Annotated in this window: 17 protein-coding genes; 13 read left to right on the top strand and 4 right to left on the bottom strand. The window is 60.7% G+C overall.

Going from position 1 to position 20,936, the window contains the following annotated elements; genetic code table 11:
- Positions 1-301 precede the first annotated feature (301 nt).
- From EYB53_RS22715 to EYB53_RS22680, 8 genes are all read left to right on the top strand, one after another.
- Positions 302-1,912 carry a gamma-glutamyltransferase family protein gene (locus tag EYB53_RS22715; protein ID WP_135481414.1) on the top strand — a complete coding sequence of 537 codons (1,611 nt, stop codon included), beginning with the start codon at positions 302-304 and terminating at the stop codon, positions 1,910-1,912.
- 51 nt (positions 1,913-1,963) lie between these two features.
- Positions 1,964-3,493 carry an acyl--CoA ligase gene (locus tag EYB53_RS22710; RefSeq protein WP_135481412.1) on the top strand — a complete coding sequence of 510 codons (1,530 nt, stop codon included), beginning with the start codon at positions 1,964-1,966 and terminating at the stop codon, positions 3,491-3,493.
- 404 nt (positions 3,494-3,897) lie between these two features.
- A complete protein-coding gene (coaA, locus tag EYB53_RS22705) occupies positions 3,898-4,857 on the top strand; it encodes a type I pantothenate kinase (protein ID WP_135481409.1) in 960 nt (319 codons plus the stop codon).
- A gap of 300 nt (positions 4,858-5,157) precedes the next feature.
- Positions 5,158-6,138 carry a 2-dehydropantoate 2-reductase gene (locus tag EYB53_RS22700; protein ID WP_135481407.1) on the top strand — a complete coding sequence of 327 codons (981 nt, stop codon included), beginning with the start codon at positions 5,158-5,160 and terminating at the stop codon, positions 6,136-6,138.
- A 75-nt stretch (positions 6,139-6,213) separates the two neighbouring features.
- Positions 6,214-7,551: an MATE family efflux transporter gene (locus tag EYB53_RS22695; protein ID WP_371879148.1), complete on the top strand. Its 1,338-nt coding sequence runs from the start codon at positions 6,214-6,216 to the stop codon at positions 7,549-7,551.
- A gap of 170 nt (positions 7,552-7,721) precedes the next feature.
- Positions 7,722-8,324, top strand: coding sequence for a sigma-70 family RNA polymerase sigma factor (locus EYB53_RS22690; protein ID WP_135481403.1), 603 nt, complete (start codon positions 7,722-7,724; stop codon positions 8,322-8,324).
- A gap of 77 nt (positions 8,325-8,401) precedes the next feature.
- A complete protein-coding gene (locus tag EYB53_RS22685) occupies positions 8,402-9,118 on the top strand; it encodes an anti-sigma factor family protein (protein WP_135481401.1) in 717 nt (238 codons plus the stop codon).
- A gap of 269 nt (positions 9,119-9,387) precedes the next feature.
- Positions 9,388-10,839: a DUF2252 domain-containing protein gene (locus EYB53_RS22680; RefSeq protein ID WP_205712735.1), complete on the top strand. Its 1,452-nt coding sequence runs from the start codon at positions 9,388-9,390 to the stop codon at positions 10,837-10,839.
- 158 nt (positions 10,840-10,997) lie between these two features.
- On the opposite strand, the gene EYB53_RS22675 is transcribed toward EYB53_RS22680, so the two are convergent.
- The 4 genes from EYB53_RS22675 to EYB53_RS22660 all read right to left on the bottom strand — a co-directional run bounded on the left by EYB53_RS22675 (position 10,998) and on the right by EYB53_RS22660 (position 14,552).
- Positions 10,998-11,489 (bottom strand): DUF1269 domain-containing protein, encoded by a 492-nt coding sequence (locus tag EYB53_RS22675; RefSeq protein ID WP_167857556.1) that lies wholly within the window; start codon positions 11,487-11,489, stop codon positions 10,998-11,000.
- Positions 11,490-11,546: 57 nt separating this feature from the next.
- Positions 11,547-12,827 (bottom strand): AI-2E family transporter, encoded by a 1,281-nt coding sequence (locus EYB53_RS22670; protein WP_135481396.1) that lies wholly within the window; start codon positions 12,825-12,827, stop codon positions 11,547-11,549.
- Positions 12,828-12,984: 157 nt separating this feature from the next.
- The gene (locus EYB53_RS22665) at positions 12,985-13,557 is read right to left on the bottom strand and encodes a hypothetical protein (RefSeq protein WP_135481394.1); all 573 of its coding nucleotides are present in this window, start codon (positions 13,555-13,557) and stop codon (positions 12,985-12,987) included.
- A 62-nt stretch (positions 13,558-13,619) separates the two neighbouring features.
- Complete coding sequence (locus EYB53_RS22660; RefSeq protein WP_135481391.1) at positions 13,620-14,552, bottom strand: 1-phosphofructokinase family hexose kinase; 933 nt, start codon at positions 14,550-14,552, stop codon at positions 13,620-13,622.
- A gap of 427 nt (positions 14,553-14,979) precedes the next feature.
- Here EYB53_RS22660 and EYB53_RS22655 point away from each other — a divergent pair, with 427 nt between their 5' ends.
- From EYB53_RS22655 to EYB53_RS22635, 5 genes are all read left to right on the top strand, one after another.
- The gene (locus EYB53_RS22655; protein ID WP_135481389.1) at positions 14,980-15,468 is read left to right on the top strand and encodes a DUF1269 domain-containing protein; all 489 of its coding nucleotides are present in this window, start codon (positions 14,980-14,982) and stop codon (positions 15,466-15,468) included.
- A 123-nt stretch (positions 15,469-15,591) separates the two neighbouring features.
- A complete protein-coding gene (locus tag EYB53_RS22650) occupies positions 15,592-17,400 on the top strand; it encodes an ABC transporter ATP-binding protein (RefSeq protein WP_135481387.1) in 1,809 nt (602 codons plus the stop codon).
- Positions 17,397-19,223, top strand: a complete 1,827-nt coding sequence (locus tag EYB53_RS22645) for an ABC transporter ATP-binding protein (RefSeq protein WP_135481385.1) — start codon at positions 17,397-17,399, stop codon at positions 19,221-19,223. Before EYB53_RS22650 ends, EYB53_RS22645 begins: the two co-directional genes overlap by 4 nt.
- A 141-nt stretch (positions 19,224-19,364) precedes the next feature.
- The gene (locus tag EYB53_RS22640; protein ID WP_135481383.1) at positions 19,365-19,862 is read left to right on the top strand and encodes a hypothetical protein; all 498 of its coding nucleotides are present in this window, start codon (positions 19,365-19,367) and stop codon (positions 19,860-19,862) included.
- Between the two features lie 107 nt (positions 19,863-19,969).
- Positions 19,970-20,773, top strand: a complete 804-nt coding sequence (locus EYB53_RS22635; protein ID WP_135481380.1) for a hypothetical protein — start codon at positions 19,970-19,972, stop codon at positions 20,771-20,773.
- Positions 20,774-20,936 lie beyond the last annotated feature (163 nt).

Raw genomic sequence — 20,936 nt, 5'->3', positions numbered from 1 at the left:
AGATTCCTCACTCCGTTCGGAATGACATGGATGGCGTTGGCACCCCGCCGCGCCTCTGGCTCTTGGGATACTGCTGGCAAACTCTGCATAAGCGCCCTTCGCTCAAACAGCCCGTACTCCCTATGAGGCGGTTGCGGTTTTCGGCGGAGGAGGGCTGTGATGATCGCGCTTGTTGGCCCAGCAACTGTAGGGGCACGGGCAAGCCGTGCCCCTACAGTTGCAATTCTGTGGCATAATTCACCACAGGGGTGTGCATGGGTGCCTGCCTGATGCTTTCTTGTTTAGCCCGATGGAGTGCCGTGTGAACAACGATCTGTTACATGTTCCTTATGCTTCCCGCCGGGTGCCGTTGCTTGCGGGGAATGGCGTTGTGGCGACGAGCCATCCGTTGGCGTCGCAGGCTGGCCTTGCGATGTTGCAGGCTGGGGGGACGGCAGTGGATGCTGCGCTGGCTGCGGCGGCGTGTTTGACGGTGCTTGAGCCAACCTCGAATGGGCTTGGGGGCGATGGTTTTGCGCTGATCTGGGATGGGGCTAAACTGCACGGGATCAATGGGTCGGGGCGTGCGCCGGCTGCGTTGAGTGTGGAGGCCCTTGGGCGCGCGGGGCAGGGTACGATGCCGACCTTTGGCTGGTTGCCGGTGACGGTGCCCGGGGTGGTGCAGCTCTGGGGGGATATGCATCGCCGTTTTGGGGCGCTGCCGCTGGCCCAGGTGCTGGGGCCAGCCATTGCCTATGCCGAACAGGGTGCGCCGGTGGCCGCGATGGTGAGCCATTTCTGGGCCAAAGGGGTCGCTGCGGCGCACGACCGTGTGAGCCCTGAGTTTGCCGGTTTTCTTCAGACTTTTGCGCTTGAGGGTCGTGCGCCACGGGCGGGTGAGCGTTTCCGTAGCCCTGGGCACGCACGGACGTTGCGGATGCTCGCGGAGGTCGGGCCACGGGCGTTTTATGAGGGTGAGATCGCTGAGGCGATTGCGCGTTTTAGTCAGGCAACGGGTGGTCTGCTGACGGCAGACGATCTCGCGGCGCATCGTTCCGAGTGGGTTGAACCGATTACGATGGAGTATGGCGGTTATACGGTGGCCGAGATTCCGCCGAATGGGCAGGGCATCGCGGCGTTGCTGGCGCTCGGTATCCTTGATGGCGTCGATCTGGCGAGCCATCCGCGTGACTCGGCGGCGAGTTTTCATCTGCAGATCGAGGCGATGAAGCTGGCGTTTGCTGATATTTTTGCGTATGTTGGCGATCCGGCGATGGCCGAGGTGCCAGTGTCGGCTATGCTTGACCGTGAGCGCCTGGCTGCACGGCGCAGCCTGATTGGTGACCAGGCCCAGGACTTTGGCCCCGGTGAATTGCCACAAGGTGGTACAGTCTATTTTTGTGCTGCCGACCGCGAAGGGCGGATGGTCAGTATGATCCAGTCAACCTATATGGGCTTTGGTTCAGGAGTCGTGGTGCCCGACTGGGGCATTGCGCTGCATAATCGTGGCTGTGGTTTTGTCACAACCCCTGGGCATCCGAATATGCTCGTGCCCGGTAAGCGGCCCTTCCATACGATCATCCCCGGTTTTCTGCTGAAAGATGGGCAGGGCATCGGGCCATTTGGCGTGATGGGTGCCCATATGCAGCCACAGGGCCATGCCCAAGTCATCGTCAATAGCCTCACCTATGGCATGCATCCGCAGGCCGCCCTTGATGCACCACGCTGGCGCTGGGAACGGGATGGCAGCGTGCGCGTTGAGCTTGAGACACCGCGCCACGTCATTGAGGGGTTGATGGCGCGGGGACATCAGGTGATGGCGGAAGCCGAAGTCGGCGGCTTTGGGCGTGGTCAGATCATCTGGCGGCGCGACTCGGGCGAGTATGTGGCCGGCACTGAAGCACGCTGCGATGGAGTCGCCGTTGGTTGGTAAGAGGACGGATCATTTGACGCAAAGGCGCAAAGGCGCAAAGGGGTCTGATCAATGGCGCTGATAGATAACGATATACAGAAAACCTTGCTTGACCTGTTGCAACAGGGCGACGCTGAAGCTGCTGCTCTTGTCGCTCCAGATTACCCAGGGTTGAACTATGAAGGGTTGCGCACTTCGGTGGTCGCAATGGCGGCGCAGTTGCAGGCATTCGGGCTAGGCCGCGGTGATCGGGTCGCCATTGCGATGGGCAATGGTCCGGCGATGGTGGTCACGTTTCTTGCGACCGCAACCGCTGCGACGGCAGCACCGCTGAACCCGAAGTATCGGCAAGAGGAGTTTGCCTTCTATTTTGAGGATACCCAGGCAAAGGCGCTGGTGGTGTTGCCCGAAACCCAGGCCGAGGCGCGGGCGGCGCTCTTGCCGGGGATGTTTGTGCTGGAAGTGGTGGCGGCCGCTGATGGCACGTTTACGCTTCAGCCGGGGGGCACTACGCCTGCGCCGCAGCCACGAGATGCGGCGTTCGCAACCCCTGATGATGTCGCGATGATTCTGCATACCAGCGGCACAACGAGTCGGCCCAAGCGTGTGCCGATCCGTCACCGCAATCTGGCTGCTTCGGCGGCCCATATTGGGGCCACCTACAACCTCAACGGTGAGGATCGGGCGCTCTGTGTGATGCCCCTCTTTCACATTCATGGCATCGTCGCCTCGCTGTTGAGCACCCTGGCAAGCGGGGGCGCAGTGATCTGTCCGGCCGGCTTTGATGGCCTGAAATTCTGGAACTGGGTTGAGCAGTTTCGCCCGACTTGGTATTCGGCGGTGCCGACGATGCATCAGTTGCTGCTGGCGCGCGCCGAACGCAACCTCGACCTGATCCGTGCCAATCCGTTCCGCTTTATTCGTTCGAGCAGCGCACCTCTGCCACCAGTGGTGATGGAGCGACTCGAGGCGGTCTTTGGCGCGCCGGTGCTCGAGAGCTATGGGATGACCGAGGCGAGCCACCAGATGACGTCGAACCCGTTGCCACCGGCCCCACGCAAGGCTGGCTCGGTGGGCATAGGGTTTGGCGTCGAGGTTGGCATTATGGATGAGCACGGGGCGCTGTTGCCCCAGGGTGAACGCGGCGAGGTCGTGGTGCGCGGGGCCAATGTGGTTGACGAATACGAAAACAATCCCGAAGCCAATGCGACCGCGTTTGTGGAGGGATGGTTCCGCACGGGCGACCAGGGGATGCTTGATGACGACCGCTACCTGCATCTGACGGGACGGCTGAAAGAACTGATCAACCGTGGGGGCGAAAAGATCTCGCCGCTCGAGATTGACGATGTACTCTTGCGGCATCCTGCGGTGGCCGAGGCGCTCGCGTTTGCCGTACCTCACCCGACGCTGGGCGAAGAAGTCCATGCGGCGGTTGTGCTCAAAGAAGAGGTAAGCGAACAGGTGTTACGGGACTATTGTGCCGCGACCCTGGCCGACTTCAAAGTTCCACGGCGCATCCATATGCTCGAGAGTTTGCCCCGTGGGGCGACCGGCAAGCTTCAGCGCATTACCATGGCAAAGGCGCTCGGGTTGAGTCAATAGTTGTGAACTACATTTTCTGGTAGAGATGCTTCGCTCCGCTCCTGAGCAACAAACCTCATGGATGGTCGGATCGCAACGCCTCCGCGGTCATGCCGAACGAAGCCGCAGGCGCAGTGAGGAATCTGCACGGATCTGCATGGAAGACCCCTCACTTCGTTCGGGGTGACATGGGCGGGCCGGTGCAACACACTGGTTGCTCACGGCACCACTGGCCCGCGGGCCATGTAGTACTCAGCATGACACGCGCCCTGGGAGCGAGGGCGTCTCGCCCTCGCTCCCAGGGCGCGAAGTATCAGGAAGCAAAGAACCTTCTTCGGGAGGACAGGCGGGCGGGCGGCCCGCGCGCCCGGGAAGACCGAAAGACTCTGTTGACGGACGAGTAACAAGTTATGAGAGGAAGCGTGATGGCATCTATGCTCGCTGCCAAGCGACGTTGCAGCCCGTATCTCATCTTTTCCCGTGACGAATGGGCACGTCTGCGCCAGGGGGTGCCACTGCCAATCTACGCTGAAGAACTGGACACCCTGGTCAGCCTGAACGATACGGTCTCACTCGAAGATGTTGCCGACATCTATTTGCCCCTCGTACGTTTGCTGCAACTCTATTATGATGCCTCACAGCAGCTCTATCAGGTGACAAATGTCTTTCTGGGGAACCCGACGGCCAATCGGGTGCCGTATGTCATCGGCATCGCCGGGAGCGTGGCGGTGGGCAAGAGCAGTACGGCCCGCATTCTCCAGGCCTTGCTCTCACGCTATCACGGTGATCTCAAGGTTGAATTGATCACCACCGATGGCTTTCTCTATCCGAATACGGTGCTGCAACAGCGCAAGATCATGCACCGCAAAGGCTTTCCGCAGAGCTACGACCGGCGGCGGTTGCTGCAGTTTATGTCGGATGTCAAATCGGGGGTGCCGCGACTTGAGGTGCCGATCTATTCGCACCTGGTGTACGATATTGTGCCGGATCGGACGATGGTGATTGATCGTCCGGATATCCTGATTGTCGAAGGATTGAACGTGCTGCAACGTGGGGGAAGAGTCGCCCAGGCTCCTCAGAATTTTGTCTCGGATTTCTTTGACTTTTCGATCTATGTTGATGCCGACGAGCGCCTGCTCGATCAGTGGTATATCGAACGCTTCTTGCGTCTGCGGCGGACGGCCTTCCGCGATCCGACGTCCTATTTTCGGCGTTATGCCGATCTGAGTGAAGGCGAAGCAATTGCCACCGCCCAGCGGATCTGGCGCGAGATTAATTATGTCAACCTTAAACAGAATATTGAGCCAACGCGTGAACGAGCCGACTTGATCCTGGAAAAAGGGGTGCGCCATACGCTCGAGCAGGTCTATTTGCGGAAGTTGTAGCACGCAGTTCTTTTTGGAACGAGGGCGAGACGCCCTCGCTCCCAGGGACATCGCGGCGGCCCTCGTTCCCAGGGGCAGATGGAGAGCCCAACACTCAGGGCGATTGCAGGGCTGATGCAACATCCTAGATAGTGTCCGCAGATTACGCAGATTACGCAGATTAGAGCTTCCGCATCTGCGTAATCTGCGGATGATCAGGAGAACGTTGCCTCAGACCTAAGGGCGATTGCACGTTGGAGCATGCTTGCTGGAAAGCGTGGTAGGATGGGGTGTTAGGTAGCGTGGAAGAAGGTTGCAGCTATGCGTATTTGCATTGTGGGCGCGGGGGCGATTGGCGGTCTGCTGGGGGTCAAACTGGCCCTGGCGGGGGCCGAGGTGACGTTGATTGCGCGAGGAGCGCATCTGGCGGCGATCCAGCGCGATGGTCTGGCGTTGACCTACGATGATGGCAGGCGCGAGGTGGCGCATCCGGTGCTGGCAACTGATGATATGCGTGCCGCCGGCCCCCAGGAGTATGTCATCGTCGCCGTGAAGGCGCAGAGTCTTGCGGGGTTGGTCGAGCCGATGCGCGTGCTTTATGGACCCGATACGGCGGTGGTCTATGCACAAAATGGCATTCCGTGGTGGTATTTTCAGCAGCACGGTGGGCCATACGAAGGTCGCCGGATCGAGACAGTCGATCCGGGGGGAGTCATCGCCGCCGCCACCGAGATCGAGCGGGTGATTGGCTGTGTTGTCTATCCCGCCGCCACGATTAGTAGCCCCGGGGTGATCCGGCATATCGAAGGCAACCGCTTTACGCTCGGCGAGCCCAATGGCGAACGAAGCGAGCGCGTCGTGCGTCTGTCGCGCCTGATGACCGAGGCTGGCCTCAAAGCCCCGCCGCGCCCCGATATTCGCAACGAACTCTGGTTGAAACTCTGGGGCAATCTCTCATTTAATCCGATCAGTGCATTGACGCGGGCGACGGTTGATCGCATTATTGCCGATCCGCTTGCCCGCACGCTCGCCGAGCGCATGATGGCCGAAGCCCAGACCGTGGCGGAAACCCTCGGCATCCGTTTCCCAGTTTCGATCGAACGGCGCATCAAGATGGCCGAAGATATCGGTGCCCACAAGACCTCGATGTTGCAGGATATCGAGGCCGGGCGGCGCACCGAGATTGATGCCCTGGTGGGGGCAGTCACCGAACTTGGTCGACTGACCGGCACGCCTACGCCACATCTTGACGCGGTCTATGCCAATGTGAAGCTGCTCGAACAGATCGTCACCACCAGGTAAGGAGTCTGATGATTTGACGCAAAGGCGCAAAGGCGCAACGTTTTTCATGTACGTTAGAGACTGGCAAGCATCGTTGTGATTGTTTCACGTGAACAAAAAGGGATCCGGCGGCGGGTCTTTGACCTCGCTGTGCCGGTTATTGGCGAAAATCTGCTACAGACCTTGATGGGCGTGGTGGATACGCTGCTGGTGGCCGGTCTCGGCGTGGCAGCGCTCGCCGGGGTCGGGGCATCGCTGCAGGTGGTGTTTGTCCTGCTGGCCGCCATGAGCGCGCTGGCTGTCGGGGCGTCGGTGCTGGTGGCCCAGGCCGTTGGCGCAGGCAATCTGGGCGAAGCAAGCCGCATTGCACGCCAGACGCTGATCTGGAGCGTGGTGATTGCGGTGCCACTTTCGCTGCTCGGACTGCCCCTGAGTCCCGTGCTGATGGGGTTCTTTGGGCTTGAGCCAGAGGTTGCGGCGATTGGCACCGAGTATCTGATGGTCACGATGGGCGCGATTGCGACCTTGACGATCATGTTGCTGGCGAGCGCAGTGCTGCGTGGGGCCGGCGATGCGCAGACACCAATGCGCATCACAGCTATGGCAAACCTGGTGAATCTAGGGTTGTCCTGGGCGCTGATCTATGGGCACCTGGGCATGCCAGAGCTTGGGGCGGTGGGGAGTGCCTGGGGCACCGTGCTGTCGCGAGGCATGGGGGCGATTCTGCTGGTGCTCGTGCTGATCCGGGGGCGCAACGGGGTCAAGGTAGGCGGAGCGGGGAGTTGGCGTCCTGAGCGCACGGCGTTGGGGTCGGTGCTGCACATTGGGCTCCCTGCGGCGCTCGAAGAGGTGCTGGTGATCACAGCGCTAGCAGCGCTGACGCCGATTGTTGCGATGCTGGGCACCGTCGAGTTGGCGGCGCACCGGATCGCGTTCAACATCCTATCGCTCTCTTTTTTGCCTGGGCTCGGTTTTGGGCTTGCGGCAACCGCCCTGGTGGGGCAAGCCGTTGGGGCTGGACAGATAGATAAAGCGCAGGCCTATACCCGGGTTGCCCTGCGGTGGGCGGTGCTCTGGATGAGCGGGCTCGGCCTGCTCTTTATCTTCTTTGCCGCCCCATTGATCCGGCTCTTCAACGACGATCCAACGCTCGTTGCCAGTGGATCAGGAGCGATCATTGCCGTCGCCCTGACCCAACCGCTCTGGGCAGCGACCTTTGTGTATGCCGGAGCCTTGCGCGGCACCGGCGACACACGCACACCGCTGATCATCACCGGCATCCTCAACTGGCTCGCCGTCGTCATCGCCCTGGTCGGCGTCTGGCTGGTACCGGCACTCTGGGTTGTCTGGGCGGCCTTTCTGATCAGCGGACCGATCGAGACCTACTTCCTCTGGCGGGCATGGCGCAGCGTGGTGCGAGCATGGGAAGCCTGAAAGGCTGCCTGAAAAGTCGACGAGTTGCTCCGGAGTGCCGGCTTTAGCCGGCTAAAGCCGGCACTCCACGTGGTGGCGAACGATGCTGACACCCTTTTCAGACAGCCTCACAGGGTAACTCTGGTATAATACGGGCCGGAAATGCGCCCGCGAGCAGTCTATCTGGTGTTATGGAGCATGAAGAGCAGCGTCTGGTGCAAGCCAGTCAACAAGGTGATGCCGAAGCGTACAATCAGCTTGTGCGGCTCTACGAGCGCCGTGTCTTCAACCTTTGCTACCGCATGCTTGGCGAAGCCGAGGCCGCTGCTGACGTAACCCAGGAGACCTTCATCACCGCGTACCGCAAGCTCAACCAGTTCCGTGGTGGGGTTTTTCGTTCGTGGTTGCTGCGCATTGCGACGAATACCTGTTACGATCTATTGCGCAGCCGGAAGCGTCGTCCGAGCATCTCGCTGGAGGCTGCTACGGAGAGCGAAGCGGGCGGGCCAGTGCTAGAGTTGGCCGACGCCGGTGAGTTGCCCGAAGAGACGGCATTGCGCCATGAACTGGCGGCGGCGATCCAACAAGCGATCACAAAACTCCCCGAGGATCAGCGCATTGTGCTGATCCTCAGTGATGTGCAAGGGCTGGCCTACGAAGAGATTGCCGTGATCACCAGTGCCAACCTGGGCACAGTCAAATCGCGTTTGAGTCGCGCCCGAGCGCGGATGCGCGATCTGCTCCGAGCGGGGGAACTTCTGCCAAGCCAATTCCGTCATGATAATGATAGCTAGCTGATAGAGCTTGCCCTGGCCTTGCACCATCACCCGAGGTGCCCATCTGTCCGGTTGATAACCTGGCAGCCATGACGATGAATCACGTATCTAGAACACATCTCTCTGAACACGATGAGCTTTTGCTCTCGGCCTATCTTGATCAGCAACTAACGGTTGCCGAGCGCGTCACGCTCGAGCGTCGGCTCGAGCGTGAGCCAGTGCTCAAAGCCGAGCTTGAAGCGTTACGGGCAACGGTAACACGTCTGCGCGAGCTTGAAACGCTCGTGCCACCGCGTTCGTTCACGCTTGACCCGGCGACAACCGTGCGCCCCAGGTTTGCCTGGCCGCTCGCCTGGGTGATGCAGTTTGGCAGTGGTCTCGTCGGGCTCCTGCTCGTGGTTTTCGCCAGCGTCCAGTTGCTTGGGATGGGCAACCAGACGGCTAACACCGCGATGGTTGAACCAATGAGTGCGATGGTCGAACAAGAGGCCCAGACCAGCCCTGAGGCAGGCGTCGGGTATGCCGGAGGCCTGGAGAGTCCCGAGGTAGCAAGCGCCCCGACCGAGGCATCCGTCAGGGCGGCGGCAACCCCTGAAGCGAGGGTTGACCCAGTAGCGCCAATGGCCCCGATGATGGCGGCTGAACCTGCGCCCGAGGTTGACTCGGCACCAGGCGACAATGCATCAGCAGAATCATGGCCTGCGAGCACAGGAAGTTCGCCGGTGAGGGCACAGATTTTGCTTGGGGTAGGCATCGTGCTGATGGGGGGCGCAGTGGGATGGTATGTGATCGGGCGACGGCGTTATAGATAGGTAGGGCGATAACCTCCTACCACTTTTGCTGGGGGCGCACTGAAGTCGGCTATGCCGACTTCGGTGCGCCCCCAGCAGCGTTGCAGCGGGTAGGAACTGCTAAAAGTAGCACCGTTCCTGCCCGATCTACGTAGGACGCATGGCCGCGATCCTGCGTTTGTTGGCTACCAGAATTGCGGCAACGCACGATGCAATCCGACCGTTCAGCGGCGTAGAATAGTCTTAGCAAGCATGTCGCTTACCGTGTGCAACCTAATAAGGAGGAAGCTATGCCAGAGAGTCTTGTCTCACAAGAGGCATCCGGTGCAAGTATGCACGTGATTATTACACCTGCGTTGCCTGAAACGAGCACCACGCCATCGCCCCCACGGCTACGCCACCCCACGGTGGCACAGCGTGAGGAACAGGGGCGTGCCGCCCGCGAACGTGCATCCCGCAGTGCTCATGCCAGGTGGAAGCCGAGCGCAGATCGGCTTGACCCGGTTGCGCTTCTGGAATCGCAGACTCCGGCCCGTCTGCCCGAACTCGTCCCCCTGCGGTACGGGCGTATGCTTGCGTCACCCTTTGCGTTTCTGCGCGGATCAGCGATTGTGATGGCCCACGACCTGGCCCGTACCCCCAATAGCGGCATCACCGTTCAGCTCTGCGGCGATTGTCACCTCTCAAATTTTGGCGTCTATGCCTCACCTGAGCGGGCGTTGCTCTTCGATCTCAACGATTTCGACGAGACGCTACCGGGGCCATTCGAGTGGGATGTCAAGCGCCTGGCGACAAGCTTCGTCGTAGCCGCCCGCAGCAATGACTTTTCCGCCCGCCAGTCTCGGCGCGCCGCGCAGGTAGCGGTTCTCTCTTATCGCGAGACCATGCGGCGCTTCGCAGAGATGCGAGAGCTAGAGCTCTGGTATCACCGGATCGAGGCCACGCAGTTGCTCGAGATGTTGGATCAAATAGTCTCGGGGCGTGCCGCAAAGATGGCGAAGACCGATATGGCGAAGGCTCGGCGCAAAGACAGCCTGCAAGCCCTCGACAAACTGACCACATTCGTAGACGGGCAACGACGCTTCATCAGCGATCCGCCCCTGCTGGTTCCCCTGAGCTCGGGGAGTCACGAGGAGCGCATCCGCGAGGAGTTTCGCACCTACCGCGAGAGTCTTCAAGACGATCGACACGACCTGCTCATGCGCTATCGTGTCGCGGATATCGCCCGCAAGGTTGTGGGGGTCGGAAGCGTCGGGACGCGGGCCTATATCATTTTGCTGCTTGGCCGCGACGCCAACGACCCGCTCTTGCTCCAGGTGAAGCAGGCGAACCACTCGGTGCTCGAGCCGCACCTAGCACCGAGTCGCTACGCTAACCAGGGCCAACGGGTAATCGCAGGCCAACGGCTGCTCCAGGCGGCGAGTGACATCTTCCTGGGTTGGAACAGGGGCAGCGATGGCAACGACTACTACTGGCGCCAACTCCGCGACATGAAGGGTTCAGCCGAGGTGAGTTTGCTCGGCCCCGACGGGCTCCAGCTCTACGCAGCTATCTGCGGTGGTGCGCTGGCGCGGGCGCATGCTCGCTCAGGAGACCGCATCACCATCGCCGCCTATATGGGCAAAGGCGAGGCTTTCGATGAGGCGATCACTGCGTTCGCCGAGCGGTATGCGGATCAGACCGAGCGTGACCACGAGGCTCTCGCAGCAGCCGTGAAAGAGGGGCGCATTGTTGCTGCGTAGTACCTAGTATTCTGGAGTGCCGGCTTTAGCCGGCTGAAGCCGGCACTCCCTTCGGCAGCAGAGCAAAAAACGTAGGTGAGAGACTACTGAGTAGTCTCTCACCTACGTTTTTTGGCATTCCCGGGAGCGCGGGCTGCGAAGAGGCATGAAACCCGGTCTTAATCTATGTGAGCACTGAAGGCACTACGCAGCCACTGCTGTTGATCAAGCGAGAGAGGGGCCTCGACAAGGGTATAGCTCATGCCCTCAAAGGCAGTGCGAATGCGCCACACCACCTCGGGCTCGATCAGCAGCAGCAGGGCTGAGGTTCCCTCGATAACCAGCCCTCTGATGTTATCGAGCAGTTCCGCGTTAAGCCCAAGCGAGGCCAGCATCGGGCCGATCGCGCCACCACCAGCCGCCCCTGAGCTAAACCGATCAGGGTGGAAGAGCGCCCCCGCCAGGATGCCCCAGAAGGCGTCGTCGAGCATCCAGATGCGCGGTAACTCGACGATAACATGCAGGCAAGGCGTGTGGCGACCGCGTGGCCAAGAGAGCAGGGCGGCATCGTGGAGCCTGATGAGCTCACTTGCCGAGAGCATTTGGAGACTCTTTACCACGATCCCCGCTCCATAAAACGATGGAAACGTCCAGACTGTCAGCCTCACCATAGGCGGCTCCCTCATTGGCAGCGGTTATTCATAGTGATCCGAAGCGTAGCGAAGTTCTTAACCACCTTCAACAGGAGTAGCCGCAGATGGATCTGAGCCAGCGCCAGACGGTGTCGGGATGGGTGTTTGCTCTTTCACATCCTTTCGACGTGCGACCGGATCGAGTTGTTCAGGTGGAAAGGGCGGTTCGCCGAGCAGTTTGCGATAGAGATACCTCAACACCTCACGGCCAGTCGCGATGACCGGAGTGGCGAGCAACGCACCGAGAATACCTGCCACCGAGCCACCCACCAGCACACCGGTCATAACAACCAGGGGTGGTAGTTCCACCGCTTCGCCCAGCACGCGTGGCACAATCAAGCTGTTCTCGAGCTGCTGCACAATAACATAGAAGATGATCACGATAAGGGCGAGCACGACGTTGTTGACCGGCAAATAGGTCGAGCCCTGAAGCAGCGCGACGATCACGGCGGGAATGGTCGCCACCACGGGCCCCAGATTCGGCACGACCTCGAGCAGGCCCGCGATAATAGCCAGACTGAGGGCTCCTGGCACACCGAGCAGCGTCAGCCCAAGCCAGACGACGCCACCGATAATAATCATGAGCGTGATCTGCCCGCGGAAGAAAGCCACCCAGACGTGGCCGACCCGGCGCAAGAGAGCGACAACCTCGGGCTGATAGGGTTTCGGCAAGGCCGCCACCATTGCGTCACGGTAGCGGGCAGCGCTAAGGGTAAAATAGATCGCCGAAAGAAAGACAAAGATGAGCAGGATCGCCGACGAAAAGATGTTGCCCACCAACCCGGCCACCGCCCCAAAGGTGACGGTAAGCGCCGAACCCAACTGCTCGGCCAGGTCAGCGAGAGGAGGAATCTCGGGCTGAGCTACCTGACTGGCCCCGTTCAATGCGACCAGCACCGCGTCGGCGATCGCGTCAACGTAGGTATCGAGCGGACCAAAGGGAATCTCCCAGGCTTTCAGCCCTTCCATCCAGCCCTGCACAGCGTTGGTAAAGCCGTCAATCGCCCGCTCGTAGTCGAGGTTGAAGACAAAGGCCAGGGCCTGGCCGATGGCCGAGAGCAGGATCAGCGCGGCCAGGGGCAGCAAAAGCAAGACGACGAGGTAGGTCAACCCAACGACCAGACCGTAGGGCAGGCGGAGCCGCTCGTGGAGCAGACTGATCACCGGGCGGACCGTGAAAGCAAGCAGGCCAGCCACAACCAGCAGCGGGATCACCGAGTTGCTGATGAAGAGAAGGAAAACCCCAAAGATAGCCAGGCCGATCCCAACAACGTACTTGGTCGGACGTGTCCAGGTGGATCCGATCGACTCCTCCATAGCAGCCCCCCATGCTTATCGATATAACGTCTTCATGTTCGACGTCGTGCCAACTTCAGTCGGCGGAGTAAGAAGCTGACTGAAGTCGGCACGACCATAGACCCGATGTAAGACTGAATATGCATCAGTGCTCGGCTCTGCAATGCGAAGTCGGCCTTTACACCATCGCCGCGTAGATGTTGCGCCCAGCCATCGTGCGGTATTGGGTGCCGAAACCGATCGCCGCGAGCACGATGGTCAAGATGAAGGTAAGGAAATTACTGCTGTTGGCCAGCCAGCCGAGCAACTCGGGGAGCATGATTGCGAGGCCAGTCAGCGCAAGGCCAGCCCCGGCGAGCGAGGTCGAGATCATCACGAGCAGATCGCGGGCGCTGAAGAACATAAAGCCAAAGATCATGGCGACGACAATGCCAATGACCGGGGCGAGCATTGAGCCGAGCCCGAGGAAGGAAGCGAGTTGCATCCCTGCGCCGAAGCCCAGAGTGACACCGCCGATGCCCACGGTGATGCTCCAGAGAGAGTAAGCCAGGAATGCGAAGATCAGGCCGACGATCAGGCCAATGATGAACGGCCAAAACCACGCCTCGGGGCTAAACCAGCTTGCGGCTACAGCATACCCGTACAGAGCGGCGAGGAACGGCAGCAGGAAGCGGAAGAGTTGGTAGCCCATAAAACAAGCAGCCAACCCGATACCGATCGACAGGACAGCGATTACGAGTGTCTGAAACATAACTCCTCCTCAGTGATATGCAAAGCGAACGTATATACTCACACTTGACTGGTATCCAGGTATTATTCCACCTCGCGCCGAACATAGCGATAGAGCCGTTCGGTGTCATCGCGTCGACAGAGCTCGCTACCTGGTGTCATAACGGCTGCGGCACCCGCAGCGACGCCAAAACGAACGGCCTCGCGAAGATCGAGACCACGGACAAGCCCGGCAACGATTCCCGCCACCATGCTATCGCCTGCGCCGACCTTGCTACGGATCGGCACCGTGGGTGACCGTAGCCGCTCACACGTCGTGCCGGTTGCGAGCAGCGCCCCGGCCGCGCCGAGCGAAACGACAACCACCGTGGTACGTCCCGAGCTCACGAGCTCGAGGGCAGCTCGCTCTACCTCGGCCTCATCATCGAGGGGACGCCCGACCAGCAGCGCCAGCTCGCGCAGGTTGGGCTTGATCAGAAAGAGCGAGGCGTCCACTGCGGCCTGGAGCGCCGCCCCGGAGGTATCAACACTTACCCGCGCTCCGATCGTGCGCCCAAAGGCGGCGACCTCAGCATAGAAATGGTCTGGCACACCGGGCGGCAGGCTCCCGCTGGCAACAATGAACGTGGGGACCGGCGTGATGGACGCCAACGCTTCAAGGCAGGCCCGCCACTCGGGCTCGCTGAGCGTCGGGCCGGGCAGATTGAAACGGAACTGCTGTCCGCTATTGGTTTCGAGCACCGCGAAGCTCTCGCGGGTCGGCCCAGCGACGGCGAGAGCACGATGCGGTACGTGCTCGTGATCGAGAAGATCCTGGAGCATCGCACCATGCATGCCACCGGCGGTATAGAGGGCCAGTGACTCTTCACCGAGGTTGCGCAACGCCCTCGAGACGTTGAGGCCACCCCCGCCCGGCTCAAAGCGAGCGGCACTACAACGCAGCTTGTGCTCGGGCATGACATGGTCGACGTCGGTACTCACATCAACCGACGGGTTCATCGTAAGGGTCACAATCATCGGCGGCACCTCTTTCAATTCTACGGTCAAGAATCCACCGCTTACAGCATATGGTACGTGTGGAGAGGGTCTGTATCATAGAACAAGTGTACCGCGATCTAAACACCCGTGCAACAGCTTACTCGCTTCTGGCTCCTCGTGTCATCGGCAAGTTTACGTGAATCCACTCACCACAAGTAGCAAGATCGCTGACGAAATGCGTAGGTCAAACCTGCCAGGTGCGCACCGGGACATGCCTCTGGTTCCCCTTGGATCGCGGCGGCGCGCACCTGGCAGGTTTCTGCCGGGGAACTACGCAATTGAGGCGATGTGGCTGCGACAAGTAGTCATTGGAGTTGCGCGTCGTGACGATGTCAGGGCCGTGACCTGCTGCTACACTTGAGATTGAACTTATCCGGTCAATCAATCAACATGCAAGGAGATCGCAATGGCAAACCTGACTGTGTACAAGTATCCAACGGCTGATGGTGCCGAGGCAGCACTCGAACAACTCAAGGGCTTGCAAGCCCAGGGGCTGATCACGGTACTTGATGCCGCAATCGTCACCTGGCCTACGGGCAAGAAGAAACCGAAGACGAGACAGGCGGTCAATATGACCGGGGTAGGCGCCCTTGACGGTGCCTTCTGGGGCATGCTGTTTGGGCTCATCTTCTTTATGCCGCTCCTTGGCGGTCTGATTGGCGCGGGGATCGGCGCCCTCGGCGGCCATTTCACCGATATCGGCATTGACGATGACTTCATCAGGTCGGTACGTGAGCAGGTGACAGAGGGCAGTTCGGCGCTCTTCCTGATGAGCCAGGACGAGGTCGTTGATCGGCTCCGCGAGGCCTTTGGTGCCAGTGAGAGGGAATTACTCGCCACCAACCTCTCAAAGGATCAGGAGGCGAAGCTCAAGGCCTCCTTCAGTGCCGAGTAGTTATGGTGGTAGAATTGCACCCTCAAGCCCTTTGCCTAACAAAATGAGGGGTCGGGAGTGCGGTATGTGGTGCAACCCCTTGAGGGGGTGTTACTTCTGCGAAAACAACCCATAGGGGACTCTATGTACAAGAATTTTCGCCGACTACTCGTGATCTACAAGGGGGCACGCGGCCCCTTCATTGTCTCCCAGACGTTCCTGGCGTTCAGCGTCCTGCTCAACCTCGCTATTGTTGCCCTGAACGGCACCCTGGTCAACGATGGCGTGCAGCAGGGCAACATCGAGGTCGTCATCAGCACCGCCGTCTGGATGATCGGCCTGACATTGATTCAGACGATCTTTGCCCTGGGCAACTCGCTCTACGCTGTGCTCTTTGCCGAGGGTACCGCCAACTTTTTGCGGGTCGGCACGTACCGCAAAATCCAGACCCTGTCGTTCGGCAATCTGGATCGCTTTCGTACGTCCGACCTGCTCGTTCGCCTCACGTCCGACATCAACAACGTCAAGCAAGCGGTGCTCTATGGCATCCTGTTGCTCTTCCAGGCCCCTTTTATGATTGTCATGGCGGTCGCAATGGCAATCTTCTTGCTCCCCAGTCTGCTCTGGCTCATGATCGTGATCATGGTTGTCGTCTCGGTCGTCCTCTTCTTCCTGTTGCGGGGCGTGCAGCAGATGTTCGTTGCCCGCCAGCAGGCTCTTGATGGCGTCAACAATGTGCTGCAAGAGGCCCTGGCCGGGGTGCGGGTGGTCAAGGCTTTCGTACGCGAGCGTTTCGAGATGCAGCGCTTTGCGAAGGTCTCAAACACCTGGCTTGATGCAGCGCTGAGCCCGGCGTACCGCATGGCGCTCTTTGTACCCAGCTTGCAACTGATTGTCTACACGGGCACCGCGGCGCTCTACTACTTTGGGGGGCAGGGTGTTTTTGGCGGTACGACCAATCTGGGCGAGATTGTTGTCTTCAGCAATGTCTTGAGCATGGTTGTCGGCCCAATGGCGATGCTCGCCTTCATCATCCCTTTCCTCGAATCGGGCGAGGCTTCGTGTGGTCGTGTCTTCGAGATCCTTGACGAGGAGGCCGAGATCCAGGATCGTGCAACGGCAAAACCCGTTGATGTCAGCAACATCAAAGGGCGAATCGTCTTCGAAAACGCCTCCTTTGGGTACCGCGACCGCGCAGGTAAGACCACAGGGCTTGTCCTCGAGAAGATCAACCTGACGATTGAGCCAGGACAGACCGTAGGCTTTTTGGGTGCTACAGGCTCGGGCAAATCCACCCTGGTGAATCTCATCCCGCGCTTCTACGATGTGCTCGAGGGGAAGGTCACGATTGATGGCATCAACGTATGCGATCTTCCCCAGCGCCAGTTGCATCAGATCGTCGGCATGGCCTTGCAAGAGTCCGTGCTCTTTAGCGGGACGGTACGTGGCAACATTCTCTTCAGCCGGCCCGATCTCGACGATGACGAGATGGTGGCTGCGGCCCAGGCCGCCGACGCCGATAGCTTTGTGAGCCGCATCCCCGAGCAATACGACGCACCAGTGTCGCGGCGCGGCACCAATTTCTCGGGCGGCCAGCGGCAACGTCTCGCGATCGCCCGTGCCCTCGCCTCGCGCCCGCCGATCGTCATTCTCGACGACAGCACCAGTGCGCTAGACATGGCTACCGAGGCGCGCGTCCAGGAAGCCGTGCAGGATCTGATGTCCAGTTCGACCAAGCTCTACGTCGCCCAGCGCATTAGCACAGTGCTCACCGCCGACAAGATTGTCCTGCTGGAACATGGCAGACAAGTGGCCGTTGGCACGCATGCTGAGCTCATCCAGACCAGTCCCCTCTACCGTGAGATCTACGAGTCGCAGCTAGGCAAGCTCGACGAGCAACCCGAGAGGATAGCTTCGCCCCTTGCCGGTCAGTCAATGGGAGGTACCGCGTGAGCGAGACGACACCGAAGCCTGTTGCAAAGGATCCTCGTCGCCGCAAAGGCGGGGCAGACAGCGACGAACGCATCGAGCTTGTGCCAACCCTCCGGCGCCTGCTGAGCTACGTAGTACACCGCCGCGCGCGCTTCATCCTGGTTATTGTGCTGCTTATCACATCGGTGCTGCTCAGCGCACTGCTGCCCTACCTGATGGGGCGCGCCGTGGATCTGATCGGGGCCAGGGGCGATCTCGACGAGCTTGCAAGGATCGCGCTCACCATCGCTGGGGCAGCGGCTCTCTACTGGATCTGTGCCTGGCAGAGCAACCGCAACATCCAGTTCCTGGCCCAGGACGCGCTCTTCCGGCTGCGCACCGAGCTCTTCGATCACATCCAGACGCTCTCGCTCAACTTCTATGACCGCCAGCCGATTGGCGAGATTATGAGCCGGGCTACCAACGACATTGACACGATCGACAACTTCTTTTCCCGTGGCCTCAACCAGTTGCTGACCGCCACGATGACGATTGTCGTCATCGTCACGGTGATGTTCATCCTCAACGTGACGTTGGCAGTGATCACCCTTGTCACGATGCCGATCATGCTCGGCGTGGCGCTCTTTATGGGCCGCATCGCTGGCCCGGCCTTTGCCCAACTCCAGGCGAAGCTCTCTGATGCCAATGGCTTTATGGAGGAGGCGCTGGCGGGCAACAAGACCATTCTGGCCTACGGCCAGCAGCGCCAGTCCGGCGACAGCCTGGAAGATCTGAGCGTGGGCGTCCGCGATACGGGGGCCAAAGCGATGCTCGCAGCGCTCTCAGTGACGCCGATTGTCAATGTTGCCCAGAACTCGCAACAGGCGATCATTGCGCTGGTCGGCTCGATCATGGCCATTCAGGGCGAGTTCGGCTTTGGGACTGTGCTGACCTTCATCACCTACTCGGGCCAACTCCAGTCGCCGGTGCAGCAACTCGGCCAGATCTACAATACCATTCTGCAGGCGGCGGCGGGCGCAGCGCGGGTCTTCGCCATTCTCGATGAAGGGCCAACCGTGCAGGACGCGCCGCGAGCGCAAGACCTGCAACTCAAAGGCGGCCACGTGGTCTTTACGGATGTGGATTTCAGCTATGTCAAAGGGCGCAAGATCCTGCGCGGCAATAGCTTCGAGGCCCTGCCCGGCCAGAAGATCGGTCTCTGCGGACCCACAGGCGCCGGCAAGAGTACGATCATCAACATCCTCACCCGGTACTACGATGTAGACAGCGGGACGATCACCATTGACGGGCAGAACATTGCCACGCTCAGCCAGGCCAGCCTACGCCAACAGATCGGTGCGGTGCTCCAAGAGGCGTTTCTCTTCTCTGACACGGTGATGAACAACCTGAAGTATGCCCGCGAGGGTGCAACCGACGAAGAATGCATCGCGGCGGCCAAAGAAGCCAATGCCCACGACTTCATTATGCAACTGCCCCAAGGCTACGACACGATGCTAACCGAGCGGGGAGCAAACCTTTCGCAGGGCCAGCGCCAGATGCTCACCATCGCACGAGCCATGGTCGCCAACCCGAAGATGCTGATCCTTGACGAGGCGACCAGCAACGTGGACACGCGGACGGAGAAGCTGATCCAAGAGGGTTTGCTGCGCCTGATGGAGGGCAAGACCAGTTTCGTGATCGCCCACCGACTCTCAACCATTCGCGACTCGGCGCGCATCCTGGCGATCAAGGATGGGGTAATCGTTGAGCAGGGCACCCATGAAGAACTGATGGCGCACAAGGGTCTTTACTATGATCTGTATATGACCCAGTTCCGCGTACGACCAGAGGCGGCGACGGGATGAGGCGCCTGATGCGCCAGATCAGCTTTACCCTCGACTCGTAGTGCCAACTTCAGTCGGCTTCCAACTTAGCCGACTGAAGTCGGCACTACAGGCGCAAAGTTGTGGAGAAGAAGTAGGTTCACAGCCGAAATAAGGAAAACGATGAGCGCGATGACAAGTTACACCCCAGAGGAACTGGATCTGCTGAGCCGCCTGCCAGCCCATATCGGCTTTGCGGTGATGATTGCCGAACGGGCATCCTGGCGTGGTCGGCGCACGGAGATCCGTGAACTGCGGGCGGCGGCGACGAAGACAGCCCCACAGTACGCAGACAACGCCCTGGTGCAACAGGTGGCACCGCAGGTAGCCGACCTGTTAGAGTCGGACGAACTGGTGAAGCGCAGCCGCGATAAAAACGCCGACGCAGTACTCGCGGCAGTGGTGGCCCAGTGTGCGCAGGTGGCAGGCATCCTGGCGGCAAAGACGACCCCTGCCGAAGCCGAGGGTTACAAGCGCTTTGCCCTGGGGCTGGGCATGGAGGCCGCCGAGGCCCACGCCGATGCGGAGTTTTTTGGTATCGGCGGTCAGACAATCAGCCGCAACGAGCGTAAGGCGCTGGACGAACTACGCGAGGCCCTGGGCCTCCGTGATGAAGAGTAATCACCATACCTATTGTTTTCCTGCACGGCGTAGCCGCCCGCGATGGCGAGCCAGACGCAGCCCTCTGGGCCGATATCTCCACCTACCTGCGACGTTATGTAGCGCCCGTGCTCGGTGCTGACGCCGAGGGGATGCCGATCGTCAAGATCTACTGGGGCGACCTTGGCGTGCGCCTGGCCTGGGATGGGGCAAGCCTGCCCGGATCGGCGCACCTGGCGACAGCACGCGAGCAGCGCATCCGTCCCCTGCTCGCACGGATCCACCAGCACGACCGCTGGCGGGAGGTACGCCGACGCAGCCTCTGGATGCCCACCCATGTGGTGAGCAAGGCGGCAGCGCGCGCTCGCCACCGAATGAGCGCCGAGGTCGTCGAGTTCCTGGGTGACGCCCTGGTCTACTTTGCCGCCCGAGGCACCACCGAGAGCCCGGGACCGATTGTGCGACGCGTGCTCGCCGGGCTAGAGGCCGCCGCAGCGACCAGGTCGGCGCGGGGCGATGAGCCCCTGGTCGTCTTTAGCCACAGCATGGGCGGACAGATTATCTACGACCTGGTGACCCACTTCCTGCCAGCGCTGCACCCAGATGGCGACCTGCGGATCGACTTCTGGGCCGCCGCCTCGTCGCAGGTGGGCCTCTTCGAGGAACTGAAACTGTTTGCCGTGAGCGACTTCGCCCACGGCCCCGGCGCACCTGTGCCCGCACCCGACCGGCGCTACCTCGGCCACTGGTGGAATGTCTGGGACCCCGACGATTTCTTGAGCTTCTCGGTGCGCGATATCATCGCCGGGGCCGACGACATGCCCTACAAAAGCGGTCTAGGTGCCGGGATGGCCCACTTCGGCATCCTGCGCCAGCCCTCGTTCTACCAACTCTTCAGCGAACGCCTCCAGGCCGCCCTCGCCGCCCGCTAGCCCGGCACACCCATCAAGCGGGTAGGGCGCATTGCATCTTCCGTGTAGGCACCCCGCCAAGGCACCCGCAAGGGCACCCGTAAGGGCACCCGCAAGGGGCACCCGCAAGGGCACCCGCAAGGGGTGCCCGTACCGGGGCGAGGCCGCATCCGGTGTAGGGGCA

Source organism: Candidatus Chloroploca mongolica (assembly GCF_004762035.2).
GTDB classification, from domain to species: domain Bacteria; phylum Chloroflexota; class Chloroflexia; order Chloroflexales; family Chloroflexaceae; genus Chloroploca; species Chloroploca mongolica.
This window is presented reverse-complemented; position numbering and strand designations above follow the sequence as displayed.

Coding starts and splice junctions, on each gene's coding strand:
- coaA (WP_135481409.1), top strand. CDS start 3,898: ATGGCATCTATGCTCGCTGCCAAGCGACGTTGCAGCCCGTATCTCATC.
- EYB53_RS22665 (WP_135481394.1), bottom strand. CDS start 13,557: ATGTTTCAGACACTCGTAATCGCTGTCCTGTCGATCGGTATCGGGTTG.
- EYB53_RS22700 (WP_135481407.1), top strand. CDS start 5,158: ATGCGTATTTGCATTGTGGGCGCGGGGGCGATTGGCGGTCTGCTGGGG.
- EYB53_RS22670 (WP_135481396.1), bottom strand. CDS start 12,827: ATGGAGGAGTCGATCGGATCCACCTGGACACGTCCGACCAAGTACGTT.
- EYB53_RS22660 (WP_135481391.1), bottom strand. CDS start 14,552: ATGATTGTGACCCTTACGATGAACCCGTCGGTTGATGTGAGTACCGAC.
- EYB53_RS22675 (WP_167857556.1), bottom strand. CDS start 11,489: ATGGTGAGGCTGACAGTCTGGACGTTTCCATCGTTTTATGGAGCGGGG.
- EYB53_RS22710 (WP_135481412.1), top strand. CDS start 1,964: ATGGCGCTGATAGATAACGATATACAGAAAACCTTGCTTGACCTGTTG.
- EYB53_RS22685 (WP_135481401.1), top strand. CDS start 8,402: ATGAATCACGTATCTAGAACACATCTCTCTGAACACGATGAGCTTTTG.
- EYB53_RS22640 (WP_135481383.1), top strand. CDS start 19,365: ATGAGCGCGATGACAAGTTACACCCCAGAGGAACTGGATCTGCTGAGC.
- EYB53_RS22655 (WP_135481389.1), top strand. CDS start 14,980: ATGGCAAACCTGACTGTGTACAAGTATCCAACGGCTGATGGTGCCGAG.
- EYB53_RS22690 (WP_135481403.1), top strand. CDS start 7,722: ATGGAGCATGAAGAGCAGCGTCTGGTGCAAGCCAGTCAACAAGGTGAT.
- EYB53_RS22650 (WP_135481387.1), top strand. CDS start 15,592: ATGTACAAGAATTTTCGCCGACTACTCGTGATCTACAAGGGGGCACGC.
- EYB53_RS22680 (WP_205712735.1), top strand. CDS start 9,388: ATGCCAGAGAGTCTTGTCTCACAAGAGGCATCCGGTGCAAGTATGCAC.